This window comes from Neochlamydia sp. EPS4 (assembly GCF_000813665.1).
GTDB lineage: Bacteria > Chlamydiota > Chlamydiia > Chlamydiales > Parachlamydiaceae > Neochlamydia.
Genome location: NZ_JSDQ01000058.1, coordinates 1 through 12,448, shown reverse-complemented (window position 1 = coordinate 12,448; position 12,448 = coordinate 1). Strand labels below are relative to the sequence as shown.

The window sequence follows — 12,448 nt, the reverse complement described above, 5'->3', positions numbered from 1 at the left end:
AGGAGAAGTAGTTGTTTCTCATTTGGATGTTCTTTTTAACACTTTTTTTCCTCCTCGGATCCTTTCTCCTCACAGCGGTGATTAGCTCTTTCCGTCGTATGCATAAAAAAGATGCTCAAAAGCAAATTAAAGCGATGAATTCTTTTTTTTTGTACAGATCCTTTCATCATATTTTTTTTCCTCATCATGAATATGAAAGCCTATTTTTCACAGCGATTTGTGCTCAAAATTTAGCGCGTTTTGGTTATACAGCCTGCGGCATCATTTTTCTGTCGCAGACCACTCTCTTTAACTCCCTTCGCGAAAGGCCTGATTATCTGAATACATTATGGATAATTATAAGCCTTCTCATTTTAATTCTAGCCTCTTTCGTTCTGGGTGATTATCTACCAAGATTATTAGGCACACATCTACCAGAAAAAGCTCTCAAAATAGGGTTTTCTTTTTCTTCCGTATACTTTTTTCTTGCATTTCCTCTAGCTTTTATTTTTCTAAAGATCTCCCATTTAAGATCTTATGACTTATACTTCGATTCAACGCAGGTACCTAGTGCTCAAGCTAAAAAAGAGATTATTGAATTAATTCAAGAAGCAGAAGTTAGCCCCACTCTAAATTTTCATGATAAAAAGCTTATAGAATCCGTTCTAACTTTCAAGGAACGCTGTGCTCGTGAAGTGATGGTGCCCCGCCTCAATATGTTTAGCTTATCTGCAGACACATCCATTAAAGAAGCAGCCCGGCTTTTGCAACATGAGGGGTACAGTCGCACTCCTATCTATCGACATTCGTTAGATAATATCGTAGGAGTACTTATGTACAAAGATGTTTTGAAAAAATACATGGAATATGAGGAAAAAAAAGACTCGAGGATTCTTGATACACCCATTGAAGCTATACAAAAAAGCATTTTATATACACCGGAAACAAAAAAAATTTCCAATCTTCTACAAGAATTTCGCCAAAAACAAGTTCATTTTGCCATTGTGGTGGATGAATATGGAAGTACAGAAGGAATCATCACTATAGAAGATATATTGGAAGAAATTGTAGGAGAAATTGCAGATGAATATGATCAAGAAGAAGAAACTGTTAAACAATTAGCGGACGGTTCCTGGATTATTGATGCTAAAATGAGCATTTTTGATGTAGAGGCACAGCTAGGTATTCAAATTCCCCAGGAAGAAGAATATGATACTGTGGGCGGCTATGTATTCCATGTAGCTGGCGCCATTCCCTCTACAAACTTTATCATCCATCATGATAACTTTGAGCTAGAGATTTTAGAATCTAGCGATCGTTCAGTAGAAAAAGTGCGTATCAAGCCTATTGAATCTTCTCCTCTTCTAAATGAAGAAAAGTAAACCATTAAAGAGAAGCTCTCTGACCTAGCTTCCTCTTCTAGTCCTATTTCAATCTTAGGAAGAAATTAAAGCTAGGCAAAAAATGTGCCCATCTCTCATCTCTACTCATGGCTAGTGCCTAAAGAATTAACTTAAGAGCCTATGTATATACAAGTTTAATACTTTGGTAATCAAACTTGCATAAACTTTTTAGATTAATGACCTGGACGTACGAAAGCTTTTGCCCCTGCCAGAGCATATTCTTTAGCTTCTTTATCCCCTGGATTGGCACAAGCTCCTATATTCATTCCCAAAGGACATCCTAAATTTGCTTCAGGAATCACATCAAGATTACCGGAATCTATATAGAGTTGATGTCCTATCTCTTTAGCCATAGCCCTTATTTTAGGCTCATTCACCTCTGCTTCTAATGAAGGATAACCTTCTAATGCATGAGTAAGCTGTAGCAATTTGTCTACCTCAAGATTAGCTAGGCCCGTACGATCCTTGCCGCTTCGGCATCCAAAATGTACCCCATCGCTTACTAAGCTAGTTAACATGAGTACCCGAGAGACTAGAGCATAATAATTATTACCAAAAGCTTCTAATTTTTTACCTTCAGGAATATTTAATATAGCTTCTACATCTTTCAAAAGATTTTGTAAGATTTTAACTTTCATCATTTTTGATTTTAAGTCAGGAGAAGTATTATTCTCCTCTATTTCTTTTTTCACCGCTAGTTCATATTCTACGACTTTTTGCGCTAGGTGTTTTATAGCTATTTGATTGGCCTCCCATTCTAGTGCATAAGCCTGCGTTGACCATTCTAAAGATTTAAAATAAAGGTCATTGCAGGGTATGTTCATATAGGTAATTTGGAACTGAAACTCTTGACCTTTAATTACCAAAGGTTTTCTATGCCAATATTCGTAAGCCTCTTTTGCTTCCTTTAGAAGCATGGCTTCATTATCTGCATTAGCCAATTTTCCAAAATAATTAGCCCAATCTAACACTGATGAGGGTGATAATAAAGTGACGGCTGCAAAATCCAATTTTATAGGAATTTCGCCGCTTGCTTGTCCTGAATGTTTTTTTAAATATTCTAGCGCATGTTCTTCTAGTATTTTTTTTACAATTTGTCTATTAATTTGCTCGCGAATTTCTTTGTTTGTCTGGTCAAACTCCACGGGAATAGCCGAACGAGTCACATTGTCCATTTTGATTGCTTTCATATCCGAAGTAGGAGAGGATAGATAAGGAAGGTAGGTTGTTCTAAAGAAGTTAGGGACAGCAGGGTTTAGAGTATCTTGGCGATTGCGCGGGGCCGCTGAGCTGTAAGGCTCCCCCACAGCTTTAAGTTGCACTTGAGCTGCGCCAAGCTCCTCTTTACTAAAATTGATTGTTTTATCGTACACTTCTCTCCACCAATGGTTAAAATGTACGACGCCTTGAAAATAGGCGGTTTGATAAATTTTAAAGCATTCGTCCGTTAAAGAGAGAAGATCTTTCTTATACTGAGGCCATTTTTCAGCAGCCTGCCTACATGCATCCTGTAACGCACTCATGATCTCGTTTTCATATTCTTTTGCAAGCCTTTTTCCTTTCTCCACAATAGGATCATTCGGCTTAATAAATTGCTCGATGTTACCGCTGTTAATGCCTAATCTTTCGTGGATTAAAAGAGCTTTTTTTCGTATCTGCTCGTTAAATTTTAAGATTAATTCAGAAAGAAGAGGAGGAGGAATTTCGTAATTAAGTATTTCTTGTATCCGTTTTGCAAGGTCATCTGCGGCATGATTGCCTGCTGTCAAAACATGTTGGATATAGGTATCGATATTTTCCCTTTTATAACGCGAGGAAAATTTACCAGCAAAAGTCACTCCTTCATCTTCTGTTTTTTCTTTCTCTGCAATTAAAGTCCATTCTGTCATTTCTCCTGAATCTGTCACCTGGGAGATATTATCATGAGAAATATCATCCTCAGGATGCATAGACCTGCTAAGACTTAGAGATCTATCTAAAGAAGGAAGCGTTTGAGCAAATTTGATGAATTCAATTTGCTCTAGCAAATGGTCTCTTTGTACTGTAATTTCTGCTAACTTACGCTCCACCGCCTCTAATTCTTGTTTTAAAGGTGGTTCATCTTTTAAAGTCTGATATTTACTTTTTAAACCCTCACATTTCATCTGTAGCTGTTCAACTTGAAAGACATATTCCCTTATCGTCTCTTGTGCTTGTGATAATTTACTTGTAAGATCCTCGCGTATTTGTTGCTCTTCTTTTAAAAATGTGGCTACAAAGCTTTCCTGGCTAGCAAGTTTTTTTCTTAGATCTATGGCTTCTTGCTTATTTAGCTCTAGCTCATCAATCCTCTGTTGTAGCTCCAAGTTTTCTTGCTCACGAGCTTTCAAATGGCTTGTGAGATTGATCACTTGATGTTTTAGCTTGCCATTTTCTATTTGTACACTTTCTACCGTTTCTTGGGCACTTGCTAAGCTTTCATGAGCCAGTTGCGAAGCCCTTGTTGCTGCTTCAAGGATGGCCTCTTTACGCTGTAAGCTCTCTTGCGTACGCTGCAACTGCTGAATCAGATCATTTTTTTCTTTTTCAGCGTTCTCCAAATTTTGTCGTATGGAATTGGCTTTCCTTTCCAATTCTTCAACTAATTGTTGTTGGCGATGTAAATCCTGATTTAATTTCTCCAAGTCTTCAGCTGAACCAAGGCTAGAATGTTGTTGAGCAAATGTTTGCTCTTGAGCTAAAGCTTTTCTTGCCTCTGCCAAATTTGCATAGGCTTTTTGCAGTTCGTCTTGCGTCGTTTGGTAGATATTTGTGGCACCAATAAGCTCATCATTTTTATTGTCTATTAAAAGTTGAAGCTTCTCTTTTTCGCTAATAAGGTTTTCATTCTTTCTTCTAATTTTTTCGACTTTTTTATTAAGCTTTTTATTTTCATCTTTTGCCACAATTAATTGATTGTCTAATTTTTCTATTGTTTGCTCGTGGCTTCTAATTACTACATTTTGTTGCTGAATTAAAGCTTCCTTGTGCTTTAACTTTTCTTCAAGTTGCGCAATTTTTCTCTTAAAAGCCTCGTCTGTCTTACCTGTGGTACTCAAAGTGGAAGCAGAATGAGAGTTCGATGAGGTAGACAATTCTTGCTTGGGCTTAGCTCCATAATATTTATGGTAAAGGTCATGAATCCCAAGAATAATATTTCCTGCAATAGGCACACAGTCTAGTAAACCTCTTTTTCCGTGCCCCCAGCTGTCTGAAGAAATAACCTGGATATTACGTTCATTTAATGGAGCGTTATACAAACTTTTTTTCGGCGAAAATTTTTCAAATAAGAGGATAGCAAAGTGAGCAATCGCTGATCCTATACTTATAATAGGAATATAATCAAAAAATTTATGAAAGCTGGATACGGGAGAAGTAGGGGTAGAAGGGGGAAGCATATTTATCTCCTCTATTTGTTCAATAAATATTATAAAACATATTAAAAATATAAATAAACTTAAATTTTAGAAATTAAACTTAAACTATCTTATAAATTAAGATTTCAATTAAATTTCATCACCAAAACAAAATAACAAAATATTTTCCTTTCTAAATTAAAGGATAATCTATTTCTTTTCAATGATTTTAATGTTTTCCTTCTTGGCATCTTTATTTTTTCAAACTGAGGAGAGATATTTCCATTAAAATATCCTTTAAAGACAACTACAAATGCCAAGGATTTATAAAGCATTTTAAAATGAGAAAACAATAATACCTCAATAAAAAGTTAATAATTAAAAATCAAAGTTATTCTAACATTAATCAAGCAAAAATAGTTAAGAAAAGAGATTTTTTTAAGCAATTAAATAGATGAGTTATTTAAGGACAGGCAAGGTAAGCGGGCACGGGATATAAAAAATTTTAGATAACAGAAGGTGTAGTTTGCTTGTTAGGAGCTGCATAGATAGCGTCTGCTAGAAAATCTAGAATAGACTTTCGTTGACGATAAAGAGTTTCGATACAGCTATGCAGCACCTCCTCCATCTTTTGCCATCAATAGACTGGCTACCTAACTTACGTACAATGGCTAGATTTCTTAAAAGTTCTTCGGCAGCATGATGGTTCATAGGAATAGCAGGAGCTTTCAAGTAAGCATGGAAATGTTTGATCTGCTTTAAAAGGTTGTGGCAAAACTTCCGCAACTTTTTAGTGCTACTCCAGCACTGCAGTGTTTGCAATTCTTCTTGTATATAACGCCAGTTAAGATACCCATACTTATAGCCTAAGTAAGCTGGCTGATTTGTCCTTTTTCTAGGCGATATTTATCTTTAAAAAGCTCTTGCAAGGTATCATATAGGTGTCCTAAATGCTGTGTATCGCCTAAAGACATAAGGAACTGTTCTGCATGTCCTTGTATATTACGGATTAGATGAGCTAAACATTACTGTTTGATCTTTACCTTAATTTGATGAATAGCTTTAGCCTCGATCACTCACTAAACAATAAATTTTCTGACTGACTAGCGCTTTTAGAGTAGCGCCATTTTGATAAGTTCTTAATGCATAAGCAATCCCATTTCCTACACGTAGGACTAGCCAATGTTCGTTAATGGCAGCATGACGCCAACTTGTCGCATCTATATGCAAAGGCTGCGGTGTGGTAATAGCTGCTTTAACGAAGATTATATAAGACGAAAAAAGTAAGGCAGCGGTGCAAGCTTTAACTTTAGAAATAAGACCTTGGCTTAAAGCTACATTAGGCAATAGCGCACTAATCAGGGCACGCACGGCACGATGATCTTAGGCGGCATTGTTCCCTCAGCAGATTAATAAAGCCTACCAGCCTTAAGACCGAGCAAGAATTGCTCATTTTCTTTAAGGTCAGGACGTATTTGTAGATGGCAGCAAGGGCATTTGCTCGTCACTCGATCGATTTGATGCACCAAAGGTTTAATTTCAGAAATCTCGATCTGCTGCCATGCAAGAAACTTATCAGTTGCATGCATAGCAGCGTGGCAGTATGGACAAACTTTTATACTACAAACCTCTTGCGAGGTAACTGCACTAGCAGGTAATAACTTACAGCGAGCACCAGGGTGATAAGGTCAATTTTCTACTTTAGCCCATAATGAACGATTAGCTTTTTGATCCATCGGCGGTGGCTGGGAACTATTCTTAGGATTTTGATTAAGCAGCTCTTCCAACTGAGCAATACGCGCTTCAAGCTTGGTGATTACCTTTTCCAATCTATCCACCAGGGTTTTTTAATTGTACATTTTCAGCTCGAAACTGGGCATTTTCAGCTCTTAGCTCTGCATTCTCATTAAATAGCTGCTCGTATGAAGGGTGCATAGTACTTAATATATGATTAAGTAAATATAAACCCTAGAAATTGTTTTATTTATCACAAAATAATTGATACTTCCCCTGACCGCTTACCAGGCAAGACTGATTTAAGCTAATCGCGATAAAGATTTGATAGAAAGAGAGGTTTCGGGCTTTCTAGCTTCCCCTCACGATGCTTTAAAACATTTTATAAAGAAAAAGCCTGATAAGACAGATCGGCTTATTTTTAATTGCATGGCACAGCTACTATGCCTTAATGTAAGGCAAAATCTACTTTGCATTGTTTTATCCCTTTCAAGAATGCTTGATTAATTTCTTTATCACTTAAGCAATAATCGGCTTGCAAGGGCTAAATATATTTGCAAATAGATAGAAACATGATGCCACTAGATTTTCGTTTGCTTTTTTTCCTGTAGCCATGGCTCATCCTTTCTAACCTAACTGCTAGTAAAGCAGCTGGCGAAAGTGAATAGAGAGCAAAAGTGTAAGCTAAAAGCAGAGCAAAATAAGGCGCCAAAGTTTAGCCACCGCTTAAGAAAGAAGAGGAAGAATGTTTTTTGAAAGCAAAGTTGTCATAACCAAAGGGACAAAGCTTTAGCTGAAAGAGCTTTAAGTTAAAGCTTAAGTAAGCAAGCCTATATAAAAAGGGGAAAGCTAAAAAATTAATATTCCTTATAAAAAATGCACATGCTATCCAGGTTCTTACCAGAGAAATCCAACAACTTTCTTCCTGCATATCCTAGATAGCTTTCGTTAGAAGAATTCTTTAAGGAAAAAATTTGGCGTTTAATAAGGGATGGTTAATGTTTCAAGGCGATGGCGGCAAAGCAAAGAAGGCTTTTAAAGAAAATTTTAATCTAAGAAAACTTTAAAACATCAAAAGTTTGAAGGAGCAACAAACTATTCACTGATTAATTGCATGTTTGCATATTAATAAGTATTAATATATATTCAAGCAAAATATTTTACAAATATAGAATATTTCATATTGTCCAATAAAAAGAAAAATTTTTCATTTTATTATTATTAACCCAGCAATTAGGATTGCAAAAAAAATTGTATTGGGTTATCTTTCCTTGTATTATCACTTTTATTTAAAGCTTTTATGATTTTACAGCTTGCCTACTATGGAGATCCTATTCTTCGTAAGAAAACGGAGACCATTAAAGAATTTAATTCTGATTTGCGTCAGCTTGCAGCCAATATGTTAGAAACGATGTATGCAGAAAAAGGCATCGGATTGGCAGGTCCTCAAGTCCATCAATCTATTGCTATATTTGTTACCTGTGTACCTACCTATATGAATGATGAGACTACTCTTCCAGGAGTGGAAAGAATTTTTATTAATCCTAAAATTCTTTCCTATAGTGAAGATAGTGACACCCTGCCAGAAGGCTGCCTTTCTATCCCTAAAGTTTCAGGGTTAGTTACACGCCCTTTAAAAATTGTGGTCCAAGCGATGGACTTAGATGCCAAAACATTTACCGAAGAATTTGTAGGTTATGAAGCTCGCTGCATCTTACACGAAAATGATCATCTTAATGGAAAATTATTTATTGATCGTATAGCAAACAGATCGGACCGCCAGGATATAGAATCTAAACTTCGAGAAATTAAAAGGAAATACTCTTTTAAAAGCTAAAGCTCTAAATATTTTAGTTGTTTTTCAAGAGGCAGCATTTTATAAAATTACTCACCCTTAAGGCATTATCATAAATGGTAGAAGGTTGTTCATAGGAAGTTAAAAACTGCTCTCTTCTCTTTTATTAAAACTTTGCAAAAAGGCAAAAATTTAGCTCTTTATTGAATAAGCAATTTTATAAAGATTAGGCTTTCCTTCTTCTCCTGAAACACTCATAAATGTAGTTTTTTCGGGGTAAGCCCTTTGCAAAAACTTGTTAAAACTAATAAAGACAGGAGTAAAAATGTTTCCCTCCCCTACTATACATGGCGGAATGAATACAACCCATCATCCAGCCTTGCTTGATAACAAGCCTCCTTTTCAAGCTCAGCTAAATTTTAAAATTTTATCGCTTACTCCTATCATAGGCAAATTCGTTACCAAATACATCCTCAAGACCATTGACAAGGAACTTCACGAAGTAAATCAAGATAATAATTTACGTAGAAACTCTCTTTATGATTTACGTATTTATTACAACAAGATTGAACAATATCATGATTCTAGCCTTCTTTCAAATCTAGTAAGCTTAGTAGCAATTATTGCTCTCGTCACTTTAGTCGCCTCCAAGATTATTTTCATTGCAGCTACTTGCCTAGTGGCAGGAACAGTTTTCGGCGTCCTTATGGCTACCACCTTGCGGCAAGTTAAATGGATTGATCAGTCGATAAAGCAGATTAATCAAGAAACATGAAAGCACGAATAACGTTTATAAACGTTATTCGTTAAGCTTTTAATGTTAAGAGGATTCGGTATTTTCTAGGGTAAATGGCATGCTTTGCGCTTGATTAACACGGCCTATGGCATTAGTCCATAAGGAGAGAATAATACAAGCAGCAAAAAAGATTACTGCTAGCCAAGCGGTAAATTTTTTCAAAACGTCAGCGGTAGATGTTCCAAATAACGACTCGCTTGCTTCCCCCCCAAAAGAGGCTCCTAGCCCTGAGCTTTTACTTTCTTGGATCAAAATGACAAAGCACAGTAAAGCACATAGAATCATGAAAAAAACCATAGTGGTGTAATATAAAAATGTCATTTAGTAATCCCTTCTTCATAAATAGAGTTATAACAATTAATAATTTGAGCAAAATCTTTTGCTGAAAGAGAAGCCCCTCCTACAAGTAAACCATCAATATCGGGCTGTTCTAAAAATTTTTTCGCATTTTCGGGTTTCACCGCTCCCCCGTACTGAATAATAATCTGTTCAGCAGCTTTTTCATCCCAGCCTTCATTTATTAATTGGCGGCAAAATGCGTGCGCATCCTGGGCCGTTTCAGCTCCTGCTGGTTGAGGCATGCCTATAGCCCATATAGGCTCGTAGGCAATAATAATATGTCTAAGCTGCTCTGCTGAAATATCCGCCAGACCCTCTTTAAGCTGCCTAGCCAATACTTCATGAGTCTGTTGCGCTTCCCTCTCTTTTTTTGATTCACCCACGCAAAAAATCACTTGTAAATTATCCTGTAAAGCCCTTTTAACTTTTTTATTAATAAGGTCATCTGTTTCATAGAAAAGGCGTCGCCGTTCGGAGTGACCTATAATCACAAATTCTGCCCCTGCATCTTTTAGCATTTTCCCAGCAATTTCTCCGGTAAAAGCCCCTTCAGATGCATCATTTATATTTTGGGCTCCCACAATTAAAACAGTATCTTTTGCTGCTTCTGAAGTTGCTTTAATAGCAGTAAAAGGCACCGCTAAGTAAATTTGAGCTTGAGGGGTATTAATTAATGATACTAGCTCTGGAACAAAAGCTGTAGCCTCCTCAATTGTTTTATACATTTTCCAATTGCCAGCGATGACTACGGGACGGCTTGCGGACGTCATGAAAATTCCTTTTTTAAAAGTGATATTATCATTTTTTCTACCTAAAAAGCAAGCCATGCCTACGAATGTTTTGCTCCAGCTAAGAGGAATGCTGTAAAGTACACAATTTAAGGAAAATGAATAATTATATTCTTTATTTTAAAGCAAATCTCTTTAACTTAATGCAGCAATTCATTCCCGCTAAAAAAAATTCCCCGTATGATAAACTAAAAAAGGAGTTTTTTCTTAAACTATTAGGTGAGGTTAGTTATAGGAATGTGGGCAAAAGAGAAGAAATACCTTTGTGCTGCAGGCTTACTGGCCATCACACGTAAAGCTTTTACAAGGATCAAAGAGCCCAGTGTTTCCTCAAAGAAAGCCAAAGTTCCGCTTGTTGATTGTCTGATGAGTGGCCTTGCTTTGTTTGGTTTAAAGTTTCCCTCTTTGTTAAAGTTTGATCAAAGAAAAGAAGAACCTAACAAGATTGAAAAGGTACCTTCGGACACTTATTTAAGAGAGCGATTAGATGTAATTTCTCCTTTTTTACTAAGAGGTGCCTTTTGTAAGCTTTTTGCACATTTACAACGCGGGAAAGTTTTGGAAAACTTTCTTTTTCTTAATAACTACTATTTACTCTCTTTAGACGGAACAGGTATTTTTTCTTCAGAAACTATTCATTGTAAGCATTGTTGTGAAAAAAAAACATCGGGATGGAAGCAGCAGTTATTACCATCAGATTTTAGCAGGTTCTATTGTGCATCCAGATTGCCGAGAGGTTATTCCTGTTTGCCCAGAACCCATCTCCAATGAAGATGGAGCTAGTAAAAACGATTGTGAAAGCAATGCAGCTAAACGCTTTATCCAAGCATTCCGTAAAGAACATCCTCATCTAAATGTTATTGTCACTCAAGATGCTTTAAGTGCTAATGGCCCTCATCTTAAAGAACTACAACAGGCTAAGCTACATTACATCATATGAGTAAATGCTTCCTTATTTGAGTGGATGCAAGGCTTAGATTTTGAAGAGCTTACAATAAAAGAAAAGAAAGGCGAACTTAACATTCATTTTATCAACGGTGTCCCTCTCAATGACACACATGCGGATTTGCAGGTCAATTTCTTTGAATGTTGAATTAACGATTTTAGGCAGGGAAAGAAACATTTTACCTGGATTACAGACCTGCCTATTAGTGCTAACAATGTTTATGAACTTATACGCGGAGCAAGATGGAAAATTGAAAATGAGACCTTTAACACACTCAAGAATCAAGGGTATGAATTTGAGCATAACTTTGGCCATGGTCATCAGCATCTATGCCATCTGTTTGCCTATCTTATGATGTTAGCTTTCTTGATCGATCAAGTGCAACAGCACTGCTGCGGTATGTTTTTATCTGCTGTCAAAAAAGCTGGCTCAAGAAGTAGCTTATGGATGCTCATGCGGGCTTTTTTTGTCTCTTACTTTATCGATAGCTGGCAAGATCTTTACCACTCAATTGCTTATGGATTTAAAGGGGCAAGACTTACTCCGAATACTTCTTAACAGAAAAAGCTTGAAAGTGCCCTTTGAACCCTTGAGTGTAGAAATTCTTAACTTTAAACTAAATATTAACTTTGGCAAAGAAAGCTTAAGGTACCCTTTTGCTTTTAGATAAGCAAACCTTAAGATTATCTGTAAATAACGTTAAAATTTTTATTTGCGGGAATCGCTAATACGAATTCGCTTGACTTGCTTTTTTAAATTTTTTATATTGCCTTTAAAAAATAATAATGCTGAAAAGTTATCACTACACAAGGAAATAAAATGCATCCTATCTCATCGACATCTATTGAAAGCTTGCCCAATGAATTGCTGCTCCCTATCTTAGAGGCTTGCGTAGTTCCTTCCTTATTTAGCGTCTGTAAAAGATGGCATCATCTGCTGGCTACTGAAGTCATGCCCCCTCTTTATAAGCAAATAGGTAAAGTGCATGTTCCTCAAGGAAATGTTAAGGAGCAGGCTCTTATTGTAGATAGGATTTATAAGCTAGAAGAAAAGTTTTCTGAAACAGTAAAGGTAAATGCAATCTTTAGGCGAATCTTTACTTTAGCCAAGTCTTTTTCAGCTTTAGAATTTAAAGTGCAAATAGAAGAAAAGAGGTATCTTACTCTGGCTAACTACTCTTCCTATCTTGTAAATATTAATCGCCTTTTACTTTGGAAAAAACTTCCTGGTGGGGAAGAATACTTGAGCCGAGAAGAAATTAAGCACTTGCCTCTAGAAAAAAAAGGAGAGCTAT

12 protein-coding genes are annotated in these 12,448 nt (G+C 36.4%); 5 read left to right on the top strand and 7 right to left on the bottom strand.

The window, feature by feature from the left end:
* The first annotated feature begins 134 nt into the window (after window positions 1–134).
* Window positions 135–1,361: a hemolysin family protein gene (locus DB42_RS05825; RefSeq protein WP_368665346.1), complete on the top strand. Its 1,227-nt coding sequence runs from the start codon at window positions 135–137 to the stop codon at window positions 1,359–1,361.
* 194 nt (window positions 1,362–1,555) lie between these two features.
* Here the strand turns inward: DB42_RS05825 and DB42_RS05820 are convergent, their stop codons facing one another.
* The 5 genes from DB42_RS05820 to DB42_RS11220 all read right to left on the bottom strand — a co-directional run bounded on the left by DB42_RS05820 (window position 1,556) and on the right by DB42_RS11220 (window position 6,585).
* Window positions 1,556–4,798 (bottom strand): hypothetical protein, encoded by a 3,243-nt coding sequence (locus DB42_RS05820; protein ID WP_044882143.1) that lies wholly within the window; start codon window positions 4,796–4,798, stop codon window positions 1,556–1,558.
* Between the two features lie 525 nt (window positions 4,799–5,323).
* Entirely contained in the window at window positions 5,324–5,578 is a 255-nt protein-coding gene (locus DB42_RS11225) for a hypothetical protein (protein WP_155117442.1), read from the bottom strand.
* A gap of 240 nt (window positions 5,579–5,818) precedes the next feature.
* Window positions 5,819–6,127 (bottom strand): hypothetical protein, encoded by a 309-nt coding sequence (locus DB42_RS05815; RefSeq protein WP_044882142.1) that lies wholly within the window; start codon window positions 6,125–6,127, stop codon window positions 5,819–5,821.
* Window positions 6,128–6,165: 38 nt separating this feature from the next.
* Window positions 6,166–6,345, bottom strand: a complete 180-nt coding sequence (locus DB42_RS05810) for a hypothetical protein (RefSeq protein WP_044882141.1) — start codon at window positions 6,343–6,345, stop codon at window positions 6,166–6,168.
* 99 nt (window positions 6,346–6,444) lie between these two features.
* Complete coding sequence (locus DB42_RS11220; RefSeq protein WP_162180760.1) at window positions 6,445–6,585, bottom strand: DUF6444 domain-containing protein; 141 nt, start codon at window positions 6,583–6,585, stop codon at window positions 6,445–6,447.
* A gap of 1,205 nt (window positions 6,586–7,790) precedes the next feature.
* Here DB42_RS11220 and def point away from each other — a divergent pair.
* Both def and DB42_RS05790 read left to right on the top strand, forming a co-directional pair.
* Entirely contained in the window at window positions 7,791–8,327 is a 537-nt protein-coding gene (gene def / locus DB42_RS05795) for a peptide deformylase (RefSeq protein WP_044882138.1), read from the top strand.
* A 283-nt stretch (window positions 8,328–8,610) separates the two neighbouring features.
* Entirely contained in the window at window positions 8,611–9,060 is a 450-nt protein-coding gene (locus DB42_RS05790) for a hypothetical protein (protein ID WP_044882137.1), read from the top strand.
* A gap of 45 nt (window positions 9,061–9,105) precedes the next feature.
* Here DB42_RS05790 and secG read toward each other — a convergent pair whose 3' ends face one another.
* Both secG and tpiA read right to left on the bottom strand, forming a co-directional pair.
* Window positions 9,106–9,402, bottom strand: a complete 297-nt coding sequence (secG, locus tag DB42_RS05785; protein WP_044882136.1) for a preprotein translocase subunit SecG — start codon at window positions 9,400–9,402, stop codon at window positions 9,106–9,108.
* A complete protein-coding gene (tpiA, locus tag DB42_RS05780; RefSeq protein ID WP_044882151.1) occupies window positions 9,399–10,190 on the bottom strand; it encodes a triose-phosphate isomerase in 792 nt (263 codons plus the stop codon). The genes secG and tpiA overlap by 4 nt, the downstream gene beginning before the upstream one ends.
* Window positions 10,191–10,860: 670 nt before the next feature.
* Here tpiA and DB42_RS11540 point away from each other — a divergent pair.
* The gene (locus DB42_RS11540) at window positions 10,861–11,148 is read left to right on the top strand and encodes a hypothetical protein (protein ID WP_052436021.1); all 288 of its coding nucleotides are present in this window, start codon (window positions 10,861–10,863) and stop codon (window positions 11,146–11,148) included.
* 825 nt (window positions 11,149–11,973) lie between these two features.
* Window positions 11,974–12,448 (top strand): F-box protein (locus DB42_RS05770; protein WP_044882135.1); only part of this gene is annotated, 475 nt, incomplete at its 3' end.

Coding starts and splice junctions, on each gene's coding strand:
- DB42_RS05790 (WP_044882137.1), top strand. CDS start 8,611: ATGTTTCCCTCCCCTACTATACATGGCGGAATGAATACAACCCATCAT.
- DB42_RS05810 (WP_044882141.1), bottom strand. CDS start 6,345: ATGCATGCAACTGATAAGTTTCTTGCATGGCAGCAGATCGAGATTTCT.
- def (WP_044882138.1), top strand. CDS start 7,791: ATGATTTTACAGCTTGCCTACTATGGAGATCCTATTCTTCGTAAGAAA.
- DB42_RS05825 (WP_368665346.1), top strand. CDS start 135: ATGAATTCTTTTTTTTTGTACAGATCCTTTCATCATATTTTTTTTCCT.
- DB42_RS05820 (WP_044882143.1), bottom strand. CDS start 4,798: ATGCTTCCCCCTTCTACCCCTACTTCTCCCGTATCCAGCTTTCATAAA.
- tpiA (WP_044882151.1), bottom strand. CDS start 10,190: ATGACGTCCGCAAGCCGTCCCGTAGTCATCGCTGGCAATTGGAAAATG.
- secG (WP_044882136.1), bottom strand. CDS start 9,402: ATGACATTTTTATATTACACCACTATGGTTTTTTTCATGATTCTATGT.